Genomic DNA, 21950 nt, shown 5'->3' on the forward strand with positions numbered 1-21950 from the left:
ATAATCCTATTTTCAAGCTCGGTCAACCAGTCATCGGCCCGGAGTAGTGTTGACTTCAGGAGGGCCAGCTTCCGGTCACACTACCCTACGGTCTCATAACTCTACGAGGATTTCAACAGATCCGACCAGTCTCATAAAACGTAGCACAGGCAGTTTCCTCACGTGCCAAACACAGGTCTCGAAGTAGGAAGTGAAAGAAATTTATTTAAAACTCATGTCCGAGGGGTTCCAATATGCGCAGAAATCCGTTTTCCGGGCGGCGGACCACCATCTTGGCTATTCTGATCACTATAATCGTCCTCACAGCCGACGCCGGCATCGCTAGTGCTGCTGTGAGTGGTTCGTTCTCGAGTTCTTATGACGGATGGAACGATGGATCGAGCTCCGACGCCCGTGGTCACGAAATTCAGGTCACTGGAACGATCGAAGTCACTGGTGATAGCGCAGTTAATCCCCGAATCGTGATTCAAGGTGCCGACAACACAGTCCTCGATCAGAGCTCTGTTCAGGTGTTCGTCGAGGGGGACCGGTCCATCAACTTCGATAGATCAACGCGAGAATCTGCAGTGGTCTATCGAGCTGACGAGGTCCCTGCAGGTACGACTCTCCGAGTCGAGTACAGAACCTACTATATCGGCGGGGCCGACTCAGGGGACGTTACAGTCGGGGAAGTCAATTTCAATTACGAAACCCCAGGCGGGAGTTCCCAACAAGAGTCATTTTCGACCCAGAACGCACTTGAAAACCGCCCCGAGAATGTGATCGATAGCTTGGAACAGCAGACAGACCAAGGCGAAACCCTTTCGACTGCCCAAGAGATCCTCTCTTACGTCGGAATCCTCGCAGTCATCTTCGTGATTCTGAAGCTAGGACTTTCGCTCGTTCGCGACGGAGAAGACGACGATATAGACATCTAACCGTCGGTTTACACCCGAACTTCACTGAAGAGGGGACCAAGATGACCAAAGCAAAATGCCAGAAGGAAAGGACGCATCCGATGTTTACGGTCGAGACGGACCTGCAGGACACGGAGCGGGTCTGCTGCATCGGGCCCGAGACAACGGGAACGAAGGAGGTCACCGTTACCAACTATAAGGGCTATCCGATCTACATTGACCTCCATCTGCAGAGCCTGAATGGGTGCCTCGAGTTCCTCGATTCGGGCAAAACGGAGTACCATGTGGCACGGAAAGTCCTCCCACCTGCGGAGAGGGGAAATCCGACCCGGAAGACCTTCGCTCTCCAAGTGTCACAGTATGCGGAGGCACTCGATGCCGAGGACAGTATCCGCGTAAATCTAACGTACTACGACCGCGAGGACGCGCTGGAGGAGTCGAAGAACGACTCCATCCCCGAGGTGTTTCCCGAGGTCGAACTGGTCTGATGATCGGCGAGTTGGCCTCGCTCGTCGTCCAGACTGCTCCCTTCGTCAGCATCGTCATCCTCGAACTATTGCGACCCGGATTCAACCGACGACTCGATTTAGTCCTCGAAGAATACGACGAGGTTACGCTGTTCGATGAGCGCCAAAAGACCGACATCGAACGGTTCGCCGCATATAGTTTCGACTACGAGAATGCGATGGAGCATCTCGAACTCACGCTTCTGGCACTCATTGTCGTCTTTGTGGGGAAACTCATCGCCGCGAACGCTCGGAGGACACTCGTTCTTACTGGCATCCTGTTCGTCGTTTCTGCGCTGGTGATAGTGGCCGTCCGGTACCGGACCCGGTCGTACTTCGAGGCACTCTCACCGGATCGATACTGGGTCGAGGGACAGATCGCCGGACATCGGTACGGGAAACTGGTTGTGGTCGGGAGCAACCTGCTGGTAATCGTGTTGATCGTCGTCAGCGAGGTGTTCTGAGGGGTATCAGAAAGCAAGTGCGTCAGGCATGCCTAGGCATCCTGTTCTGGGTAAGATCTTGGTCAACGTGTTTTACCGAGCTGATATTCCTCAAGGACGAATCGTGTGCGCCCCATCAGTTTCTCTAGAAGATCGGTGGACAGCTCGTTTCGAAGCGTCTCCGCAAGAAGGTCGGAGACTGCCGACTCCGCCGTCTCTGATTCCGTTGTAACTGAGACTTCGAAGACTTCCTCTTGCCCGGGGTCGTCTCCCCACCGAATCTCGAAGTCAGGTCCCTCTATCACTAGGAACCGACAGGCGTCAGGGAACCAGTCGGCGGGTTCGAGTTTCTTGACAGTTCCTGTCTCGCGTTCGACCTTGTCGTCGGAGGTCTCCCAGTTCGCCTCCATTGGGGCCGTGTCCGTGATGTCGAACATGCTGGTAATAGTCTCAACCAACTTAGTCGGTCTCATGTCTGTGGTCCACGTCGTGGACACTCTCGCGCCGTAGTCACGGATCCTGACAGTTCGTTCGTCCGCTGCGTAGATATCGATCTCGAGCCGGTCATCGGTGGTGCGGTTGACATCTGTCGTAATTGAACCATCTGTGTCTTCGATGTTCGACAGGATATCGGGCTCGTCAATCGTGGGGGAGTCGTCGAGTACGATTTCTCCGATTCCAGGGTTGATCTCGCCGATATCCTGATCAATGTCGACAGATTCAGCGTCAATATGGCCAGCGGCGACACTATCCATGAGTGCCGCTTCGTCCGTCGCGGAGAGGGTCGATTCGGACGGGAGCACGTCGATGTCGAGGCTCCGTTGTACCTCTTGCATCGTCTCCACGTCGAGGTGGTGCTGTGCCATCTGCTCCTGTAACGTTTCTCGGAGGGCACCAACGTCGGTCTCCGCGTCGGCAACGATGTTCGCGATATTAGACTCGTTCTTATCATGTCGTTCCAAGAGCTCCCGGATTCCCTCGATAGTGATCAGAGTGGCGAGAATGACGCCCTGTTTCCGGTACCTCTTTTCGATGATCTCGTACCTTCGCTTGGTGAGTTTAGCTTTCTGTGCGAATTCCTCGCGCTCGATGTCGTTAGCACCGGCCCCCTGATCAAGGAGTCGTTTGTATTTGTTCTCGTACTTCTCCAGTTCTTTCTCGAGGCGGGTTCGTTCCTGGCTGATCCGAATCTTGTCTTCTCTGAGTTCTCTGTCGCTGTAGAATTCTGGGTCGAAAAGTGACTCGTGATCATCAGTACCGAACGTCGATTCAATCAAGTCGGTGACACCCATGTCAATCCCGTGCCCTGTTGTTAGACTTTCTCAACGAGCGACAAAGACGTTTCCCCCTCTTCATATCGCGAGTTTGGAGGAGAGTAGTCGATGCTCACCGCGCCATCCGCCGACTGATCATGAACCGAGGAGTGGAAGGCGGATTATACCTGTGGCAGCCCCGTCGATGGTGAAAAGGTGACCGAGGATACTGGCCCGTCTGACCAACGCAACAACGAGAGACAATTTGGAGATATATTGATATAGGATTTGGATGGCCACCAACACTTAAGTCGAATTCGGGCTACGGTGTTCTTATATGTCGGATCCGCTACCGACGTTTGCTATTGGCGTCGGACAGGCCGGTATCGCCATGATGAACACGCTCGCAGAGACGGTTGAGCGAAACGAGAGTGAGGAGTTTTTCGATTACTTTGCCATCGATACTGACGGGGATACGCTCAGTAGCGTCCCACCAGGTACGACTCGAGTGCGTCTCAACGTTTCTGATGCCCACCTTGACGAAGATATGGCTACCTATCCATATCTGACGGAGGATACGGAAGTGGGTGGAAAGGGGGCAGAGCGTCAACGTCCCGTCGGCCGGTACAAGCTCGATAGCCGGGGGCACGAGACGTTCGACGATTACTTCGAGTCATTGTGGTACGATATCCTCGAACACTACCAGGAAGTCGACTACACCTTCCGGGAGGATCGGGACTCCTACAACATCTTCCTGCTCCACTCGCTCGGTGGCGGCACAGGGAGCGGAACCTTCTCGCTGCTCTCGGCGATGCTGAATCGGATCGCCCAGCGCATCGAAGATCAGAACGACAACGTCGACGTGTATGTAGGCGGTGTCGGTGTCGCTCCACAGGTCGACTTCGACCCCGAAGTCACGGATCCGCCGGGCGAAAAGATGTACTATCCCAATTCCTACTCTTCGCTGAGTGACCTGAGTAACCTGCTTGATGCTGACGACGAAGCACTCGATATCCCAATTTACTCAAAGAGTTTCGGTCAGGGTGGAACCCTCTCAGACATCGACGAACGCGTCGAAGAGTCGTTCACGGGCGACGCGATTCCCATCGAGCGAATCCCGTACAACGATTACTGGCTGATCGGTGTCGATGAGAACCTCATCACCAGTGGTACCGGGACTGACTTTATCGAGGGCTATCGGGAGCAGATCAACCGGCGAGTGGCAGAGAGCATATATGCACTCTCTGAGATGGAACAGTCCGTCGAAAATTGGTCCAGCCGGGCCAAAGGGACGGCACCACTCGGAACAGTAGGCCATGCCCAGCTTCAAGTCCCTCACGAGCAGGTGCGTGAGTTCTGCAAGATGAAGGACGAGCGTGAGGAGAAGAAAACGCTCGTCACGGAGACGATCCCGAGCCAGCTGGAGGACCTCCGTTCAGAGAAGAACGACCTGGAGGAGATCAAGCAGGACCCGACAACGGTCAACGAACATCTCGACGACGTCTCCGACTGGCAGCAGAACTTCCGTGGGCGCTTCGAATCGCAGCTCGGAGCCGGCAACGCCCTTGTCAGAAACAGCACGGCGGAGGACGTCGAACGCGTTCTCGATGCTATCGAGGCGGAAGCAAGCCCGGATGAACCGGAAGAAGAGGGTGAAGAAGCGTCGGACGAACCGGAGGACATCGACGACATTCGTGCTGACCAGCGGCCAGAGTTGCTTCTACTCGCAACGGAGATTCTGGAGGAGATGCTTCAGACGCCGAATGCTGCGCCCGCTGTCGAAGACCACTGGGAAGAAATCGTGTCGAGTCAGTGGCGGACCTACGACATGGCGGATCGGACCAAGTTCGGGGGCAGTGCTACGTCGACTCTCGAAGGGAAGGTGGAGGCACTCAAGACCTTCTACGACGAGAAAATCGATGAATTCCAGGAGGAACTCGAGAATGTGGATCTCGGGACGATCGGACAGGTTCAGGAGTTCTTCCCGCCATGGCATCCCCTGACCGAAAGCGATCGTGAAGCAGCTGAACAGAAGCTCGATAAACTGCGCGAGAGTCGGGATGATCTTCTTGAAGCAGATGGCCGGTATCAGCGGGTTCAGGGGATGAAAGAAGCCGTGCAGAGCCGTCGCAATCGAGCGAAGAACCTCCTCGACGACAAAGTCAGTTCGGTGAACTCGCTGATTACTGCACGTGAGTCGGAGAAAGAGGAGGCGAAGAATCGGATCGAAGCACTCGACCGATCTATTGAACAGGAGAAGGACGAACTCGCCAGCGAGGGGACCGGCAAACGTCTGGGTATCTTCCCGCTCCGTCGGGACATGCTCGATGACGAGGAGCTAACTCTTCAGCGGGTCGATGACGAGCTCAACAGTCTGGACGATTACGTGACCCAGGGCTTCATCGACGAACGGAAGGTCCGAAACGGCATCAACCAATGGCTCAGTAACGCCACGAGCTGGGAAGAGCCGGTCTTCGACATGAACTACTCGGAAACCGACCGGGGGGAAGAAAAGAACCCACGACAGGAGATGTGGCTTCTGTACCACGAGGACAACGAGCAGTATGCTGTCGAAGGCGTCGACACTATGATCGGGGGTACTACCCGGCGGTCGGGAAGCGACAATATGATCGACTATATCAACGATCCCTACTCTATCTCGTTTGTTTCCTTCCATAACCGAGGGCCAGTAGAGGCGCTCACCCTCTATCAGCGGCTTCGTGATATGGCGGATCGAGGGCAACTCGATCCAATGGCGGGGAAGTATCGGGACTACCGACAAGCATTCGCGTACCCTGAGTGGTACGACCGAAATATTCGCCTAGCATTCCAGATCAAGTCGCGAATCGAGATCCCACGGCCGCCAGAACTAGATATAGGCCGAGTGAAGAAGTCTGAGATGAGCGAGGGCGAAAAGAAGAACTTCATCAAGCAGACCGGGTTGGATACCTATATGTGGCGAGGGACGATGTGGGAAGACTACGAATTTGGTGACGAGGATGAAGTCTTCGATGGGTGGGATCGAACTCTGGAGGGAATCACATTTACCAGTCTTCAGCAGGCTACCCCCGATCCCGACCTGAAAAGTCGGTGGTTGGCCGGACAAGCCGACTGGGAAGACATCCTCCAAGCGTACCAAGAGAATTTAGAGGATAGGGAGCAGCTCCAGATCTCATTCGAATAAACAATCCAGCAACGACTGTTTGACGGGACGGATCTCTCCACCGGGATGAGAGATCGCAATTCTCAGGAATCCCTTGTGACCCCCTACTATGGCCGCTTACGGTCGTCGAACGCCGAATCCCGTTCTCGTTCTCTCATTACCCACCCCTATCCAAGGTAATCAGCGAAAGTGACCATAGAACTTTTTCAGTGGGCTTCTAATCTGCAAACGGCCATGGAAAAGTATCATAATTTGGTACAGAGAATTCTTAGAGGCGGACATTACAAGAAAAATCGCACAAAAGTCGATACAATAGCGGATTTCGGCCACCACTACGAAATTAATCTAGCAAAGGGATATCCCCTATTAACTACTAAGAAGATGGACACTTTCCGGTGGGATTCAATGCTCCATGAGCTCGTCTGGTATTTATCTGGAGACCATCATGTCCGCAAGTTGCGTGAAAAAACAGCGATTTGGAATTCGTGGGCAGATGAAGATGGAAACCTTCCAAGCGCCTATGGGAGATTCTGGCGTCGTTTCCCAATACCGGAGAACAAAGCGCAATTACCAGGGGAAGCATGGGCAAGCGAAGAGTCTCCCTGGGTTCAGCGTGATGATGAGACGGGTACACTGGTCTTCGACCAGTTGGGTTACGTAGTGGATACACTCAAAGGAAAAAACCCCGATCGAGACCGTCATTCCCGGCGGCTGGTCGTATCAGCGTGGCACCCAGCAAACACGGGACCCTCAGCACTCCCCCCCTGTCATTATACCTTTGTCATCAATGTCCAGGCAGGGAAGCTGAATTGTCATCTCACCCAGCGATCCGCAGATATTGCTTTAGGTGTCCCATTCAATATTGCGGCCTACGCGTTACTGGCACGAGTTCTAAGTGAGGTGACTGATATAGCTCTGGGAAAGTTTTCGCATACACTTGTGGACGCCCACATTTATTGTGGACAAGAGGAACGGGGCGAGTGGTACTCTGAGAACCTAAGCGAGTTTCAAGATCACCTCGCTAACGTGAATAGCAAAGAAGAGTATCGAAGTGTCCGGAACTGGGTTTTAGAAAACGCTCCCCCTGAGCAGACAACAGAGGTTGACGCAGGTAGTCACAATTACGGCTATGACCATGTTCCCGGCCTCCTTGAACAACTGGCTCGGGATCCACTTGATCGGCCCAGAGTGGAACTTGATATTGAGTCCCTCGGAGAGTTCTCTTATGAAAATGTGACCCTTCAGGATTACGATAGCCATAGTGATTTGAGATTTGAAGTTGCAGAATGAACCGTGAGAGAACTATGGACCTCGTAATTATCGCTGCAGTAGCTGATAACGGTGTTATCGGTCACAACGGTGAACTTCCATGGCACTATCCTCAAGATCTGAAACATTTTAGAGCCGAAACCATCGGGAGCCCGGTTATTATGGGGAGAAAGACGTTTGAAAGCATAGAGAAGCGTCTGGGTCAACCACTTCCGGAACGGAAGAATATTGTCCTAACCCGCAACGGAGTATCTTCGGACCAAGAGAGAGTGATAGAGGTAGGGAGTATTGATGAGGCCCTTGAAGAGGCAAAAAACGAGAGTAAGGAACAGGCCTATGTCATAGGTGGTCGATCGACTTATGAGGAATTTTTAAATCGAGGAATAGTAGATTACTTACTTATTACGCATATTCCTAGAAAATATAATGGCGATACGCAGTGGCCCGGTCCCGATTTCTCGGAACTTGATTGTATAGATTGTCGGAATATTAGTGAAGCGCTGGTTGTTTCAAAATACAGGATCAACCCGTAGTGGAAATTAAGAAAAGAACCATACAGTTAGCCAAAGTCGCCTTACCCTCTCAGTTGTATTTGCTTATCTTCGTCCGCTGTCTGAAGAATCGGGGCATAGTCATAGAATATTAGCAACTATTCCTCTCTTACAGAAGCCCACTCCTCTCGAAGTAGGTCTTCTAAAGTCTCCTGCTCCTCAGTACTTAGATTGATACCATAATTCCCAAGAATCTGCTCCAACTCGTTCCGAGCCGTTTTAATCCGGAGTTCTTTATTGTGTGATAGAGCATCGCACATCAGTCTCCGCTGTCTCTCTATCTCGTCCACCAATTGGTTCACAAAAAGATCAAATGGACTTAGCCTGGCCAATATTACAGCATAATGGTTCTTTTTTGGTATTATTCCCTCCGATTCCAATTTCCGGTAAAATCTATCCCCTCTCACATACTTGATGCTTAGAAGAAAGAGTCCGAGCGTAAAGGGGATTGCCAATATCACTTTCGTATTAATCACTAAACCTATAGTATTTAATAACAGAAGAATGCCGTTAATTTCAACTAAAGTGTCGCGATCTATATCTGAAGAGAGGGACATTAGTTAAACGCTCTTCTCCTTAATTATTCTATCTTATTAAGTAACTCTGCGTACTTCTCTTCAAGCTCCTCAATTCGCTCAAGAAGAATTTCTCGGTCCCGTCTAGCTGCTGACTGAACGTCCTTTTCTCTGAATCGTGGTTCAGACAGATTACGCCCATCTTCAAGTGTTTGTTCATCCAGAGTCGTGGTCACCGAAACATATTCGAAAATCACATAGGCAATAATATCCCCCTCTTGGATCTCAATGCCTGCATCTTTTTTTCCAGTATTATTACCGGTTTTTTTGCCATCTCTTGGTTCAGTTACTCTACTTTCTTTTTTATTGTTAGATATTGCAATACGCAACGGTTCCCCTCCTTGCCAGTTTGTATCAATTGGCCCAGTCCCAACATCTTGTGCACCTCGTACAAAACTGTTCGGGGGATAAATACGGCCAAAAATGCGGATTGGATACTCTTTACCGATTTCACGAGTTGTTACGTCTTCTTTAGTAAGGAATAATTTGGTTTCTCCCGGGCGGATAGTCGCTGTAGATTCCTTTGTTCGTTCATAAGTAGAGTTCCCCTCAATAGTTTTCGTTCTCTTTTCAGTTATCCCGCCGTATCTCAAGGGCACCTTAATATCCTCGAACGGAGCGTCTTCATGAGCATTCTTCACCAATCCTTTCTCAATATAAAACTCCAGTTCTTTACCGGACAGGACGTTCATGGTTGTAAGTGATAACAGACCCAACCCCCAGAAACATAATAAGTGTTCCGGGAAATTAATAACCGGATGGCAAACTATTTCCTGTCTTTTCTACCTTGAGAGGTCACCGCTCTTGGGGACAATCTGATAATCGAGACGATTTAATTAGAACCCATCAGTATCATCAGGCGTGGAGTCTGTTTCTTCTTCAATAAATTCAGGGTCATTCTGAAGCCTTGTCGCCTGTGGGCCCAACTGATTTTGATATTTGGACTCTCGGCCGTGACCATACGGGCGCTCAGCGGGTGTTTGGAGCTTCTGGAAACTCAGTTGTGCAATACGCATATCAGGGTGCAGGGCAACCGGGGAATTGCCTAGATTAGAAAGCTCAAGTGTAAGTTCCCCTTTAAAACCGGGGTCGACGACGCCGGCTGTCGCATGGACAACCACGCCCAGACGACCCATAGAGGACCGCCCATTCAAGTGAGCAACGAGATCGCGCGGGATCTCAACTCGTTCCCTTAGCGTCCCAAGCACAAACTCACCCGCGTGAAGGATGAACTCACCATCCTCCTCAATATCAACTTCCGTGGTGTATTTTTCCGGCATTTCATCAACCGTCGGGTCCACACACGATATATTACCGTTATTAAAAGTTCGGAACTTCTGACCGAGACGGACATCCACCGTTGCCGGTTGAATCTGGAGATCAGGATCAGCCAGCGGTTCGATTACCAGATCTCCGTCCTCTAGCCTGTTTTTGATATCGACATCGGAGAGCATCATTGTTGTCCAATTCGATTGGGCGCACACTCATAAAGTTGCCTACCTCTGGGCGTAGGTAGTAGGCCAAAACGGCAGTTGGATTCGGTTCTTTCGGCCCACGCGTTTAATAACAGCAGAGCCTGTAGACACTATCCATAGCATGTTCACAATAAAGGACGCGATCCATGATCATATTGATGTTAGCGGTGTCGCAGCCGATCTCCTCGATACACCTATTGTACAGCGACTAAGACGGGTCAGACAACTGGGAACTGCCTCCCTTGTATATCCCTCCGCCAACCATTCTCGATTCGAACACAGTTTGGGCGTATATTACCTTGCAGATGAAGTAGCGAAACATTTAGATCTCGACGAGAATCACGCAGAGTGTCTTCGGGCTGCCGCCATATTACACGATACCGGTCACGGGCCTTTCAGCCATGTCACCGAGCCGGTATTCGAGAGGCATCTCGGTAAAGATCACGACGATATTTATAATCTACTTTCCAATAGCCAAGCTCGTGAGATTCTTGAAAATCACGGGATTAATTTTGAATATATCTCAGAATTAGTTGGCGGAAATGAAAAATACGGGCAGCTGATTGCTGGGGATCTTGATGTTGACCGTATGGACTATCTTGCTCGCGATGCCCATCACACAGGTGTTCCCTACGGAACGATTGACCACGAACAGCTGATACGGTCATTAACGTTTATAGATTCACAGCTAGTGATCAAAGAAGGAAATATACAGGTTGCAGAGAATGTCCTGACCGCCCGTGCCCTAATGGATCCAACAGTCTATCATCACCATACCGCACGGATTGCGGAATTAATGCTCCTCCGAGCAACAGAGCGCCTCATCAAGGCGAACGAACTTGCACCAAAAGACCTGAGGAGGATTGATGACTATGATCTTATAACAACTCTCCGGAGCCATCCAGAAACCTCCAAAATGGCTACACGCTTGGACAACCGGAATCTGTTCAAGCGAGCTGTATGGCTTGAAACAGACGCAATTCCAGAAAGTCTTAGAGGTTTTAGTTACCAAGAGATAATCCAATTTGAGCGAGAAATAGCTCAAGCTGCTGGTATTAATCCGGAGACAGTATTGATAGACATCCCCCACAAAATGGGGCTCCCAGAATCAGAGACACAGATAGAAAAAAATGGGGAAGTCACTCTCCTTCGGGAACAGTCACAGATCATCGGAGCATTAGAAGGGGCTGTCAAGAATCAACGGCGCTTGGGGATTTATACTGAAGAATCCAGTATATCTGCTGTCAGAGAAGTCGCAGACGACATACTGGACATCAAGATCAATGGAAGGTACGTCAAAGAACGTGAAGGAGATAGTAATTCATTAGTCTAAATCTGGAGAATTGCAACTGCTGCCTCAACGATACCGGGGGTGAAGCCACACCAGTCGCTGCCTGATTTTGTGTTCCCACACAGTCTCAGAAGTCTTTTGTCGCCACAGAGACTCTGCAAAACGATTCTGCGTTCCGTGTTTATTAAATGGGATCGCGACAATTTCTCTACGATCCTCCTGATAGAATACTGCTTTTTCTCCGCCCCGCAATATCCCTACAAGATGTTTTCGGTCTGTTTCCTCTTTGAGAAGAGCTTGGGCCATTTTGTCTATATGGACACCTCTACGGAACTGACTAAGCTCACTAAAGAGGGATTCAAAGACTAATTGTCGCTGAATAGTTGGGTTCTCCTGGTCAAACATACTAGACCCAAATCGTCGTTCTTTATAACATTCTGGGCCCGCCTTACATTTCTTTTGTTTCAAAATTCTGCCCTGAATTATCAACCCGGTCAAGAGCTTCCGTCGCCACATCACCTAGTTCACCTGCCTCGATATGCGAATACCGCTCCCGCACCATATCCTCGGAATTATCCAGGTATCGGGCCGCGACTGTGTACCCGAACGCGCGAACAAGAACCTCCCCCATTCCACGTCGACCGCCGTGCGGTGCTAAATAGTCGTGTTTCGGGTGGTCGATGGCGATCTTCGCGGCCTCCGAGAGTCGCTGGAGAATGGATCGGGCGCCATCCGTCATAATCGACTGCGGTCGTGTGTCCTCATCGAGTGCCAGTAGGAGATCGCGAGCGTACTCAACACGTCGCTTGTCAATTGTCTCCGATTGCTCTCCCCGGTCGGCTAACTCCTCCCGTACAAGTTCTGCAAGCGTCCGTTGGTCGAACGTCGGAAACACCGGCCATCGCTCCGTCGGTGGGTCCATCAGCTGGCGATAGCTTCGCAGCGGCGAGATTACCGGGTCGGGGAGGCTCGCGGCGTCCCACTGCTGCTTCTTCCGGTAGACGTCCATACTCCCGTCGTCAAGGGAGAGGTCCTCCCAGCGGACTCCGCGCCGGCGCGGATCATTCGAGTCTCGGAGAAGTTCCCCGACCGGACAGCCGTGTACTCGAGGACGAACACCAGAGCCCGGTCACGAGCCACCTTCAGCGCCGCGTAGCGTGCTCGCTGCTTGATACTGAGCATTGCGTGTCTGCATGAGCGTGAACGCTAGAAGCACCTCCCACAGGACGTTGCTTCGCGTGAAACAGGTTTCGTAGGTGTAGGCCGGCCTGAGGTTACAGTCACGGCAGTGGAACGCGGTCGAGATGCCGCCACATTTGAGCGGAGTTTGTCCGTATCCATGGCAGGATCTATTTCACAGAATTCCTTGAGTCGCCGCTCGATACCCACATCGAGCGGCTCAGTGTCTATCTCGACGATACCCATCAATCCGCTCGCGAAACATCGCGCCGAACGCCGACTGAGCAGAAGACATACCCCTATATCATCAGGGTGTCATAGAACGATTCACACACTTCAGTAGCTCCCGGAAAACCGCTGTCTGAGAGATGGATATTATCGCCGCTATTCAGAAGTAGCAACAGCGGTTCTCTCGGCCGGTATCAAAAAACCATGCCAACTGTTCTATGACACCCTCCTATATGATGGTTATCTCAGTATACTATAGGGTCTTTATAGAGTTCTACATAAGAGCGATAAAATCGACTACTTCTCCTCGACTGCTAGAGACGTATTCGCTACGTTGTCTCCCTGCAGATACACTTGTGCCCCTGTCGAGGGTCGTATTTAGTTAAGCGTGAAAAATGAGGCGGGAGAATTTCTTGCTGGTTCATGGCAGAAATCGCCCGCCTCAGCGGATGTAGAGAGTGGATTGATTTGGATTTGTGGAGCGCGAGCGGACACCCGAGTCAGCGATGGCGTTTGGTATTCAATCGCACGTTGCAGGATTATCGCTGTTGAATACCGTCGAATTACTCGATTCACTGGGTGTCCAACGCAGTCGCAAAGCTGTCCACGATTGGGTTCGGAAAGCCGAGCCACAGCCAGAATCCGGGAAATCTCCGAATCAGATTACGCTCGACGAAACTGTGATTCGTATCAACGATCAGCAATTCTGGCTGTACGCCGTTACCAATCCACAGTCGAACGACTTGCTTCACCTCCGGTTGTTTGCGACGACTACGACCACCCTCACAGAAATTTTCCTACGCGAACTTCGGCACAAACACGATGTCGAAACTGCTGTCTTTCTCGTCGATGGCGCTCAACACCTCCAAACTGCACTGCAACGAACTGGACTCCGATTTCAGATGTGTCGCCACGGAAATCGGAACGCCGTCGAACGGATCTTTCGAGAGCTGACGCGTCGAACCTCGTCGTTTTCGAACTTCTTCAGTCATGTCGACCTGGAAACCGCCGAAAACTGGTTGCAGAGTTTCGCTCGCTGGCACAATGTCACTAACTAAACACTACGGGTAGAATAGCTACAACCTATATCAGTTGCAAATCAGCTGCCCGGAATCCCACGTTCGTACCCGTTTTTCAGCAGCCTATTGAGCGGTCAGTTCTGTATAGATCATCACCGTATTTGTGGGCGAATGGACGACCATGATGTCAACAGTCTCGCCAACATCCAGTGAACACGCGCCATTAGTTATTCGAAGCTCGAAGGACGAGCCAGCAGCAAACGTGTTTGTCGTGTCTTCGTGCAGAACGCCTACATCCCAAGATTAACCGACCGTTCCCTCACTAAGCAGGTTCTGGTTGCCCTGGAAATTCACCTCATCGAACGGGAAATACGTCGGCGTTGACGCGGTCCCCGTCGTCGGAGCAGGCAAATTAATGAGTCTAGTTGTCTTCCCACATGCCCTGACAACGATTTCCATTTCAGATACTGCAACTGAGTCGCCAGCGATATGTGTAAATCAGATGATTTGATTGTCTGCACCCTTCCTATCGCCAATAAATTCCGCAGTAGATTGTCCGACCACCGGGCCAGCATCGTTTAGATCATCAGTCACTCCCAGAGCAAAGATGGGAATTGTCGCTCCAAGGATCACAGCAATTGCTACCTACAAAATAGTTGAAACAACTGAAGAGACAGCGCGCGGTGACTGTGAAACCTCCATGCTGTAACCTTAGCTTGTTTCAATGGGATAGCTATTTTGCTTCAGCGAGAGAATTCCCCCTTCCCGTGAGTGACGAGTGTTGGGTATCGGAGTATCACGCAGACATCAATGCGGCGGTCAACATCGCTGACCGCCACGACCCGTGAGGTGAGAGACTGCCGCTGAAACTCGCAGGCGAGACATTTCACGGGATAGGAGCGCCTGTGACAGCGCCACGACTCACCGGGAGGCGAGCGAGAAACCCCTCGCAGATGACCCTCTCGGCCTTCCACGAGTTGGGAACCCTCTGCCAGCAACAGCGAAACTTAGCTGGTATTCCCATGCCGGGAAGCCGCGCCGTTCACGGTGCGGAGGATGTCATTCGTCGTCGCGTACCCGTGCAATAACCTCAGCGAAGGCAACGTTTGCTCTAACGTCGGAAATCTCCACAGTAACACGCTCCCCAATCTCAGTATCGGGAACAATCACTACGAACCCTCGCTCAACACGCGCGAGTCCATCGCCCTGGTCGCCGAGACTCTCGATGTCGACGGTACGTTGTTCGCCTTCCGCAACTGGCGGCGTCTGTGGCTCCTGTGACCCACGTTTTCTCCGGGGTTCTGTCTCACTTTGTTGAGACTCGGTCTCAGTCGGATGTGAAAGCAGTGCGACGCGATACATTGCATTAGCCTGCAGAGAACCAGCCTGTAGCTCTTGCTTGGGTACTTCAATTACATACGAGTCATCGTGTTCTTCCACAGTGCCAGCAAACAGACAGTGTAGTTGAGACGGAATATCCATCAGTCGTATTGTATGTAATGTACCTAGCTAGCGGTATTTGACTCTATTGTCTATGATCACTTCGGCGCACCGAACCGCTTGTCTGCTTCGGGCGACGCTTCTCGTACTGATTGCTCCGTTCTGTCGGTCCATGCCTCTGATACAGACCGACGCCGACTGTAACGGCGGCGTGTCGAGGCCAGATCTCACCCAGTAAGAGCCAATGCGAAGCCCACGGCCGAACGCTCACTGCTCGTCCCCTCCCCTGTCCGTCGGTTCTGGTAACAGTTAGTGCCGCTGGATAGCATCATGACGCCGCGACGCGCTCAGTCTGCTTGCGCTCGCTGGGATCATCCTATCAGTGTGTGGGTGTCTCGCTTAGTGACTGGGGAAGCCGACGCACAAGTTGATAGTCGGTAGAGTGTCCGTTTGAGGGGCCGAAAGAGTGGAAATGCTGTCATTAGCCAAGAGTCTGAACAGCAGGAAACCGGGTGAGAATATCTAAGCACTATTCTCTGCGTCGCCACGTGTATATCAGCTTCTTAGTACGCACCGAGTTCTTCGCGAACGCGGAATTCCAGCCAGTCTACCCGCTCCTCTAGGTCGGACACCTCTTCGTTAATCTCGTCCTCGACCTCTCGAAACCGGCCAGAAAGTGTTCCGAAAGGCGAATCTGGGTCCGGGTCTTTCACCTCGTCAATTTCTGCGATCGGGAATATACCTGTGCCGTCGGATGTAAAGTATAACCCAGCATCTGCCTCGTCTTCGGGAGACACACGCCGGAACGTAACCTTGGAACGCCAGTACATCCGCTCAAGCAGGGTTGCGACTATAGACTGGCGAGCGGCTTTGGCTCCGTCAACAGCATCTTTTCCGACGAGATCGGCTGGGAACAAATGCGCGTGGTTCTCGTGGAGGTGTGATTCGATCTCAGTAATGGATAATGCCTGATCTTGGTGATCCCGGAATAAGGAGTTGATTTCTGTCTCAAGTGGATCATACGTGGTGGCATCTTTCCATGCATCAGAATCCAGATCTATCGGCATACTGCTGTGTAAATAGTATTCTTATATAACAGTACCGCCGGCGTTGTGTGGTTTTACTGGTACTGCTGGGTAGGTGCTCGGATATCCTTGATATCCTCACCGCCCATCCACGCTACGGCTGAGACTGTCGACAGCGCCGTCGCGAGAACGAATTGGACGCCAGTCAGAACCCGGGTACTGGGCTCGGGACGAATATTCGGGGGAATTCTTTTGAATAGTTCGCATGCTTACCGAGTAGTCGTTTCAGGGTGGCAACCTAGCAATAAATGACAGTTAGAGAGCGGAGTGGGAGATAGCTAGCCAACAAAGAGAGACTGGCATTATTTTGCCGGTTAACGCTCTGTTACCACAGAACGTTGCTGCCACGTGCTCATATCCGTTTCGACGGTATCGGCTGTGCCACCGCCTCACCGTCCACGACACAGCGACAGAGGTATGTTAGAAGTGAAATCCAAACATCGAACTCTGTAGATAGACAGTCAATCGACTGAGAATGTCGTTAACCCTGTTGTCCCGTCGCTCCGACTGAAAGTTGCTGAAACCGTATCGGTAGATTGGCCCTCTGTGTCGACATCATACACGACTATTTCGATTGTTGTTCCAGTTGAAATGTCTTGGTTTGCCTGATATGTAATTCTCACTGTTCCTTCAGTTGCAGCGATTGTTGCGGTTCCATCACTGAGGCTTGAAAAAAAGTCGCTGATCTCTGCGGATCTATAATCTGCCGGATCCGGGAATTCGTTTCCGCCTCCCTTCAGTCCCTGTGCTTCGTCGAAATTAATTGTTACAGTCTCGCCATTTGCTAGCGACTTATTGAGTGTAAAAGTAAATGTTTGTGACCCAAATACTGTCGAAGAGGGTACATTTGTAGCACTAAGACTAGAGAATCCAGGCGGACCGCCACCACTGTCTCCGCCGCCTCCCATATCCGCCGCACCTGGGGCGACTTTTGTGCCCAGCACAGTGATCGTGGGATCATCAATGAGCCACTCATCATTCGGGTTGTCGGCGTCTACCTGTTTGAACCGGAGCCCGAAATTATCATGAATTGCTGCCTCTCCGAGTCGCACTGTTCGAATCTCTGCAGAGTCCGATCCCTGAGGGCGTTCCTGTAGTTTGCTGTCGGCTTCCACCCAATTACCGTCCTTGGACAGATATTCAGCCACTAACTGACCATTGCCGTCGGGAGTTCCTCGGTCACTGTTCACAACCCAATACTGAATGATAACTGACTCGCCACCGGTCGTATCATATCCCGTAGTTTTGATTCCACCGTCGCTTCCCCCATCAAGCAGCACTGCCCATTCACCGCTGTTTGACTGCTGTGTATTATCCCGCTTGTCCGCATCATTGCCCTCAAATGACCCAAATTTGCTATATTCTCCGAGGCCTGATTCAAAGTCCGCTGAAGAGGGTGTCGAGACCACTAGTGAATCCTTTGCGCCACCACTCTGTGTCCAGAGCGTTGTATTTCCTACTGCTCGATTGAACGTTACATTTGTTTGGGAGGCACCAGCTCGGCCTGTTACGTTCAGTCGTTCCTGTACTGTCGCGATGTTTCCATCACCCGACCCAAATCCGACCGGCGCGCCAATCTGCGTTGGATCGGTTGATGCTCTCAGAGTCACATTACAGGGAAACTGTGGACAAACCTCGCTGGGCTCTGTCGGACCTGGAACCAGTCTTGTATCAACCCACGAGATATTATACGCTGTTCCCCCTCCGTTTTGATTGCCGTCGTTATTTTTGACGTATGCTGGATTATTGTCGGGTCTTTCTCCAACACCAACCGGAGAGCACTTAAGATTATAATCTGAGTTATCGAAGTTGATTTTCACCGCCTGCCCACTGACTGATTCAACACCACTCACATGCGTCTGCTCACTCAGCAACTGCTCCCACTCGGTAGCTGACAGCCGTGTTGGTACAACGAGACTGAACGACCCGGAGACGGATTTGAATCCGGTTTCATTTCCTTCCACCGTAACTGAAGCTACGCTACTTCCTCCCTGATCGGACTCACCGACAAGCGGGTAGAGGTGGACCGTTGTGTTCTGAACGAGTTGTTGGTCAGTCTGAAATGACCGACTCTCTGACCGGCCATTGGTATAGGTAACTGTATTCTCGTAAGTGATATTCTTTACAGAGTCAAGATAATTATAATTTGGTTGGTAAGTCGCCGCCCCTGTTGTCACTGAATCAAGCCCGCAGAGCTCTTGTGTTGATGGTGTGCCTCCCTCCTGTAATTCGAACGCTTTGCTGTCCCCACCTATCGACCTCACTCGCAGTGATCCTGAAGATCGTTGTGGCTGTGCCGCAATCATTCGAGGAGGATAGCTTGTTCCGAGTTGAACCGGGGCCTGCGAGGCGTCACCATCTTGGCCAGCATTAAGAATCTCGTTCCGGAGTATCTCCATTTCGTTCTGGGCCGTGGTGAAGTGGTTAAACTCGACATCGCGGTTCTGATTTGGTACAATAACGGCTTGATGAAGGCTAAATGAGATTACTAGAATCCCGAACAGGAGAACTGCGCCGATTTGTACCGATTGGGCGCGTGTATCCTCCAAAAATATCATATCTCACTTCACAACTAAAGGAATATATGTGTTTGGACACACTAAATGTATATTTCAGTGACAGACTTCGACCAAATTGTGCCATCTACTTGGCGCGAACACGTTTCGGACCCTCGTGTTCGCCGGTTTTGGCATCTCGGACTATTGGGTTTGTTTCTCCATGGCGTCGCTGATCCACTTGTTACCTATCTTGTCAGTCCAGTGTATGGCGTTGGCATAGAAACAAATCGCTGGCTAAGTATGTATCTGCATCAGGTGCCAATCGCATTTATTCTTATCTATTTTCCCTCTATATCCTCACTATTGCCGGATTTTGTACATTCACGTACTCGATCGGGGCACGCTCGGTGAGCTCTACAAGGTCGAACCGGACTTCGACTGGAAAATCCACGATCGGCCCAGCGCCCAACGCGTGTTGCTCCGTGATGCGGAGAAGTACGCCCGCGAGCGAGAGCTGTGGGCCGCGACGTACATCCTGCCCGCGTACAACCGCGCGGTCGAACGATGGGCTGGAGAGGCTGACGAACACCGTGAGGACAAGAACGGCGAACACGATCCAGCGAGGACGATGTGACCATGCCTGAGCTGCATGATCCACAGGACCTGGGATTTGTGGAACCGCACTACGGAAGCGAACAGTGGCAGGGTGACGCTCGATGTCATTCTGACGGCCGTCACCTGCGGCGCATCCACGGCATGCCGAAGTTCGATCCTGACCAGTTCGACGAGGATAGTCTCGTCCCGGCGTTTTGGGACCACACGTGGGACGGCGGCCGGAACCAGCCCAGCGGTGGCGTCGAGTGGTTCGCTACCGGGCCGCCGAATTCCGGGAAAACGACACTCGCACTGCGGGCAGCGCAGATCGACATGGAGGTCAACAACTCCCGGGTCGTCTGGCGAGCTGCGACAGGCTCGCGGTCGGAGTGGCTTCCATACGCGCCTGTCGCACACGTGTGTCTCCCCAAGGGGTACGAGGCGACCGCCCGTGTCGTTCCGAAGGGCGGGAACCGGAACTCGATGGGCAAAGAGGTCCCGCTCAAGGATGTCGTCCGGAAGGTTACGCACTACAGTGATATCATGGACCTGAATCTCAACGTCCTGCAGGACGGCGTGTTCCACGTCGTCTACCCTGACGCGAAAATGCGAGGCTGTCAGTGGGTCTACGAAGAGAGCGACAAAGTCATCGACGGCGTCGAGTTCCAGCATGGAGACCCGGTCGATCACTGGTGGTTCGGCTGGGCGCTATCACTCGTCGAACGCGGCCCGTTCGACTGGACGACCTGGATCTGTGACGAGGTTGCGTCGCTCGCCCGTGAGGGCGTCTCGAAGGACAAGTACGCGACACTGCAGAAAGTCCAACTTGCTGGGACTGCCGTAGAGGACTTTCGGAAGAACGGGATCATCGGCCTGTTCTTCGATCACAAGGACAAGCACCTACACAATCTCTGGACCGACCGGATTCGCTGGCGCGTCGCGATGAACGGCACTGCGAATCCACACGGCGGGTCGGCACCGAAAGGATTCGAGTCCGTCAGGATGGAGGAAGATGTCACCTCGGATCTTGATATCGGCGAGGCCGTTCTCTACAATGAGCAGGCATTCACCTGGCCGCCGATCACATGGCCGGAGATCTCGAAGCCGATCCACGGCGACCTGAAAGTCTACCTCTCCGAGAGCGATTCGGACCGAGCTACGGTGGCGGGGGGTGCGTCGGCATGATCGGCCCGACCCCGTGGCCCAGTCGTTGACGATCGACGTCGACGTCCTCGTGGGTCGGTTGTAATGTTTCAGTTTTCAGAGACAAACCCAGGGGGTCGGACTGCCGGAGACCGGTCCCCGCACCGATTTCGCGGCGATCGGCGAATTTTTCGCGCGCGCGGAATTCCAAAGACATGAGTACCCCCCGTGTGGGTGGACGCATTATGCGACGCGAGCATGCGCCGCTGGCTGGTCGCAAACAATACTCGAAAATCTGAAAGCTTTCGACGAGTCGGAGGCGTCGAGCAGTGTTGATTACACCCCTCAATTTGCTTCGGGGCAGCCTCCAGTTTCTGGTTCAGCACTTCAGGTGGACTATACGTACAACGGCGGTGAGTGAATGACAGCCCACACTGACGAAGACGACCGGGGAGACGAGTTGCGTATCAGGAGCTCACGCCAGTCGCACAGACGTGCCTACTGTTGGTCGCCATGTATGGCGGCGACGCTTGGCGGAACCTGATCGCATGAGCCGCACAGGAAGCGGTTGACGTGAGCGACTGCCACGTGCGGCGCACGCTCTCAGAACTGGAAGCAGAAGGCTTGGTCGAAGCCTCAGGGCCGACCAAGCGACGTGAGATGTACTCAGTCACTGAGGACGGGCGCAAGGTCTTGACCGGGATGCGAGACGGCTTGCAGCGGGCGCTAGAGTAGTTACGAGTGTCGATAGTCTGTATAGACTATCCCTGCGGCGGCGGGCTCATGGACTAGACGCTGTGTAGAGATAGACAGCACAGAGGGCGAGGACGGCTTCGGCAGCTTTTGACCCAACAGCCAGCGGGTTCAGACTGCCTTGCATATAGAACGCATCAAGGCTGAATCCTTGAAATACGAATAGCGCGAGGATAGTGACAAGGGCATATCCTGCAGCGACTAAGAACAGTTCAGGCCGCCAGTAGCGGCTGCTGTACAGTACGAGTCCGCCGAGGAATCCAAGCCCGTTCAGGATGAACAGAATGCCCAGCGTCTGACTGAATCCCATGACACGTGGCCCAAGTACCAAGTGGATACCAGCAGTCGCAAGCGCGGCCACAATTGCAAGGTATCCGACTGGATGCGACGGGAGGTTGAAAAGCGAGTCCTGACCTGCAGTTGACTGTGCAGCCATATCTGCTGGCTCGGTCGCGCTATCTGTTAAATCCATGTGTAGTATCCTACAGGATGGGAATCGGGTGTAATAACAGAATCACTGTAGATGAGTAGCCCGCTTGCTGAGCTGGTCCACAATGCCGACATGCTCGCGTCGACGGCGAACGCTACT

At 52.3% G+C, this 21950-nt stretch carries 19 protein-coding genes and 4 pseudogenes; 12 read left to right on the plus strand and 11 right to left on the minus strand.

What is annotated here, in order from left to right; genetic code table 11:
• The first annotated feature begins 233 nt into the window (after positions 1–233).
• The 3 genes from IEY38_RS17805 (at position 234) to IEY38_RS17815 (ending at position 1866) form a co-directional block, all read left to right on the plus strand.
• Positions 234–917: a hypothetical protein gene (locus IEY38_RS17805; RefSeq protein ID WP_004592062.1), complete on the plus strand. Its 684-nt coding sequence runs from the start codon at positions 234–236 to the stop codon at positions 915–917.
• Positions 918–997: 80 nt separating this feature from the next.
• Positions 998–1384: a hypothetical protein gene (locus IEY38_RS17810; RefSeq protein WP_004592064.1), complete on the plus strand. Its 387-nt coding sequence runs from the start codon at positions 998–1000 to the stop codon at positions 1382–1384.
• Positions 1384–1866, plus strand: coding sequence for a hypothetical protein (locus IEY38_RS17815; protein ID WP_004592066.1), 483 nt, complete (start codon positions 1384–1386; stop codon positions 1864–1866). Before IEY38_RS17810 ends, IEY38_RS17815 begins: the two co-directional genes overlap by 1 nt.
• A 62-nt stretch (positions 1867–1928) precedes the next feature.
• Here IEY38_RS17815 and IEY38_RS17820 read toward each other — a convergent pair whose 3' ends face one another.
• A complete protein-coding gene (locus tag IEY38_RS17820; RefSeq protein ID WP_188979915.1) occupies positions 1929–3137 on the minus strand; it encodes a hypothetical protein in 1209 nt (402 codons plus the stop codon).
• Positions 3138–3435: 298 nt separating this feature from the next.
• On the opposite strand from IEY38_RS17820, the gene IEY38_RS17825 reads away from it, so the two are divergent.
• The 3 genes from IEY38_RS17825 to IEY38_RS17835 all read left to right on the plus strand — a co-directional run bounded on the left by IEY38_RS17825 (position 3436) and on the right by IEY38_RS17835 (position 8063).
• Entirely contained in the window at positions 3436–6282 is a 2847-nt protein-coding gene (locus IEY38_RS17825) for a tubulin-like doman-containing protein (protein WP_004592070.1), read from the plus strand.
• A gap of 213 nt (positions 6283–6495) precedes the next feature.
• Positions 6496–7551, plus strand: coding sequence for a thymidylate synthase (gene thyA / locus IEY38_RS17830; RefSeq protein ID WP_004592072.1), 1056 nt, complete (start codon positions 6496–6498; stop codon positions 7549–7551).
• A gap of 14 nt (positions 7552–7565) precedes the next feature.
• Positions 7566–8063 carry a dihydrofolate reductase gene (locus tag IEY38_RS17835; RefSeq protein WP_049909271.1) on the plus strand — a complete coding sequence of 166 codons (498 nt, stop codon included), beginning with the start codon at positions 7566–7568 and terminating at the stop codon, positions 8061–8063.
• Between the two features lie 116 nt (positions 8064–8179).
• Here IEY38_RS17835 and IEY38_RS17840 read toward each other — a convergent pair whose 3' ends face one another.
• The 3 genes from IEY38_RS17840 to dcd form a co-directional block, all read right to left on the minus strand.
• On the minus strand, positions 8180–8638 hold the full coding sequence (locus tag IEY38_RS17840; RefSeq protein WP_004592076.1) for a hypothetical protein: 459 nt from the start codon (positions 8636–8638) through the stop codon (positions 8180–8182).
• A gap of 23 nt (positions 8639–8661) precedes the next feature.
• Entirely contained in the window at positions 8662–9348 is a 687-nt protein-coding gene (locus tag IEY38_RS17845) for a hypothetical protein (RefSeq protein WP_004592078.1), read from the minus strand.
• 144 nt (positions 9349–9492) lie between these two features.
• Positions 9493–10113 carry a dCTP deaminase gene (dcd, locus tag IEY38_RS17850; RefSeq protein ID WP_004592080.1) on the minus strand — a complete coding sequence of 207 codons (621 nt, stop codon included), beginning with the start codon at positions 10111–10113 and terminating at the stop codon, positions 9493–9495.
• A 139-nt stretch (positions 10114–10252) separates the two neighbouring features.
• Here dcd and IEY38_RS17855 point away from each other — a divergent pair, with 139 nt between their 5' ends.
• Complete coding sequence (locus IEY38_RS17855) at positions 10253–11464, plus strand: HD domain-containing protein (RefSeq protein ID WP_004592082.1); 1212 nt, start codon at positions 10253–10255, stop codon at positions 11462–11464.
• A gap of 24 nt (positions 11465–11488) precedes the next feature.
• Here the strand turns inward: IEY38_RS17855 and IEY38_RS17860 are convergent, their stop codons facing one another.
• The 3 genes and pseudogenes from IEY38_RS17860 to IEY38_RS21390 form a co-directional block, all read right to left on the minus strand.
• Positions 11489–11827 (minus strand): hypothetical protein, encoded by a 339-nt coding sequence (locus tag IEY38_RS17860; RefSeq protein WP_188979918.1) that lies wholly within the window; start codon positions 11825–11827, stop codon positions 11489–11491.
• 43 nt (positions 11828–11870) lie between these two features.
• A pseudogene (locus IEY38_RS17865) lies at positions 11871–12592 on the minus strand (site-specific integrase); the annotation flags it as partial.
• Positions 12593–12617: 25 nt separating this feature from the next.
• Positions 12618–12896: pseudogene (locus tag IEY38_RS21390) on the minus strand (IS1595 family transposase); the annotation flags it as partial.
• Between the two features lie 356 nt (positions 12897–13252).
• Here IEY38_RS21390 and IEY38_RS17870 point away from each other — a divergent pair.
• Together IEY38_RS17870 and IEY38_RS21785 are read left to right on the plus strand one after the other, a co-directional pair.
• A pseudogene (locus IEY38_RS17870) lies at positions 13253–13887 on the plus strand (IS6 family transposase).
• 731 nt (positions 13888–14618) lie between these two features.
• A pseudogene (locus IEY38_RS21785) lies at positions 14619–14788 on the plus strand (RNA-guided endonuclease TnpB family protein); the annotation flags it as partial.
• Positions 14789–14907: 119 nt separating this feature from the next.
• Here the strand turns inward: IEY38_RS21785 and IEY38_RS17875 are convergent.
• From IEY38_RS17875 to IEY38_RS17885, 3 genes are all read right to left on the minus strand, one after another.
• Positions 14908–15330 carry a TRAM domain-containing protein gene (locus IEY38_RS17875; protein ID WP_004592089.1) on the minus strand — a complete coding sequence of 141 codons (423 nt, stop codon included), beginning with the start codon at positions 15328–15330 and terminating at the stop codon, positions 14908–14910.
• A 521-nt stretch (positions 15331–15851) separates the two neighbouring features.
• Positions 15852–16355 (minus strand): hypothetical protein, encoded by a 504-nt coding sequence (locus tag IEY38_RS17880; protein WP_004592091.1) that lies wholly within the window; start codon positions 16353–16355, stop codon positions 15852–15854.
• A 479-nt stretch (positions 16356–16834) separates the two neighbouring features.
• Positions 16835–18931, minus strand: a complete 2097-nt coding sequence (locus tag IEY38_RS17885; protein ID WP_152420783.1) for a hypothetical protein — start codon at positions 18929–18931, stop codon at positions 16835–16837.
• Between the two features lie 313 nt (positions 18932–19244).
• Between IEY38_RS17885 and IEY38_RS17890 the strand changes: the two genes are divergently transcribed.
• From IEY38_RS17890 to IEY38_RS21395, 3 genes are all read left to right on the plus strand, one after another.
• Positions 19245–19505 carry a hypothetical protein gene (locus IEY38_RS17890; RefSeq protein ID WP_004592094.1) on the plus strand — a complete coding sequence of 87 codons (261 nt, stop codon included), beginning with the start codon at positions 19245–19247 and terminating at the stop codon, positions 19503–19505.
• Positions 19506–19507: 2 nt separating this feature from the next.
• On the plus strand, positions 19508–20650 hold the full coding sequence (locus IEY38_RS17895) for an ATP-binding protein (protein ID WP_152420784.1): 1143 nt from the start codon (positions 19508–19510) through the stop codon (positions 20648–20650).
• A 531-nt stretch (positions 20651–21181) separates the two neighbouring features.
• A complete protein-coding gene (locus IEY38_RS21395) occupies positions 21182–21343 on the plus strand; it encodes a GntR family transcriptional regulator (protein ID WP_229775378.1) in 162 nt (53 codons plus the stop codon).
• Between the two features lie 46 nt (positions 21344–21389).
• On the opposite strand, the gene IEY38_RS17905 is transcribed toward IEY38_RS21395, so the two are convergent.
• Complete coding sequence (locus tag IEY38_RS17905; RefSeq protein WP_049909275.1) at positions 21390–21797, minus strand: DUF7475 family protein; 408 nt, start codon at positions 21795–21797, stop codon at positions 21390–21392.
• Positions 21798–21950: the final 153 nt, after the last annotated feature.

Source organism: Haloarcula sebkhae (assembly GCF_014647415.1).
GTDB classification, from domain to species: domain Archaea; phylum Halobacteriota; class Halobacteria; order Halobacteriales; family Haloarculaceae; genus Haloarcula; species Haloarcula sebkhae.

What these genes read in the sequence shown, in the direction of transcription:
- IEY38_RS17805 (WP_004592062.1), top strand. Translation starts at nt 234, where the DNA reads ATGCGCAGAAATCCGTTTTCCGGGCGGCGGACCACCATCTTGGCTATT.
- IEY38_RS17810 (WP_004592064.1), top strand. Translation starts at nt 998, where the DNA reads ATGTTTACGGTCGAGACGGACCTGCAGGACACGGAGCGGGTCTGCTGC.
- IEY38_RS17815 (WP_004592066.1), top strand. Translation starts at nt 1,384, where the DNA reads ATGATCGGCGAGTTGGCCTCGCTCGTCGTCCAGACTGCTCCCTTCGTC.
- IEY38_RS17820 (WP_188979915.1), bottom strand. Translation starts at nt 3,137, where the DNA reads ATGGGTGTCACCGACTTGATTGAATCGACGTTCGGTACTGATGATCAC.
- IEY38_RS17825 (WP_004592070.1), top strand. Translation starts at nt 3,436, where the DNA reads ATGTCGGATCCGCTACCGACGTTTGCTATTGGCGTCGGACAGGCCGGT.
- thyA (WP_004592072.1), top strand. Translation starts at nt 6,496, where the DNA reads ATGGAAAAGTATCATAATTTGGTACAGAGAATTCTTAGAGGCGGACAT.
- IEY38_RS17835 (WP_049909271.1), top strand. Translation starts at nt 7,566, where the DNA reads ATGGACCTCGTAATTATCGCTGCAGTAGCTGATAACGGTGTTATCGGT.
- IEY38_RS17840 (WP_004592076.1), bottom strand. Translation starts at nt 8,638, where the DNA reads ATGTCCCTCTCTTCAGATATAGATCGCGACACTTTAGTTGAAATTAAC.
- IEY38_RS17845 (WP_004592078.1), bottom strand. Translation starts at nt 9,348, where the DNA reads ATGAACGTCCTGTCCGGTAAAGAACTGGAGTTTTATATTGAGAAAGGA.
- dcd (WP_004592080.1), bottom strand. Translation starts at nt 10,113, where the DNA reads ATGATGCTCTCCGATGTCGATATCAAAAACAGGCTAGAGGACGGAGAT.
- IEY38_RS17855 (WP_004592082.1), top strand. Translation starts at nt 10,253, where the DNA reads ATGTTCACAATAAAGGACGCGATCCATGATCATATTGATGTTAGCGGT.
- IEY38_RS17860 (WP_188979918.1), bottom strand. Translation starts at nt 11,827, where the DNA reads ATGTTTGACCAGGAGAACCCAACTATTCAGCGACAATTAGTCTTTGAA.
- IEY38_RS17875 (WP_004592089.1), bottom strand. Translation starts at nt 15,330, where the DNA reads ATGGATATTCCGTCTCAACTACACTGTCTGTTTGCTGGCACTGTGGAA.
- IEY38_RS17880 (WP_004592091.1), bottom strand. Translation starts at nt 16,355, where the DNA reads ATGCCGATAGATCTGGATTCTGATGCATGGAAAGATGCCACCACGTAT.
- IEY38_RS17885 (WP_152420783.1), bottom strand. Translation starts at nt 18,931, where the DNA reads ATGATATTTTTGGAGGATACACGCGCCCAATCGGTACAAATCGGCGCA.
- IEY38_RS17895 (WP_152420784.1), top strand. Translation starts at nt 19,508, where the DNA reads ATGCCTGAGCTGCATGATCCACAGGACCTGGGATTTGTGGAACCGCAC.
- IEY38_RS17905 (WP_049909275.1), bottom strand. Translation starts at nt 21,797, where the DNA reads ATGGCTGCACAGTCAACTGCAGGTCAGGACTCGCTTTTCAACCTCCCG.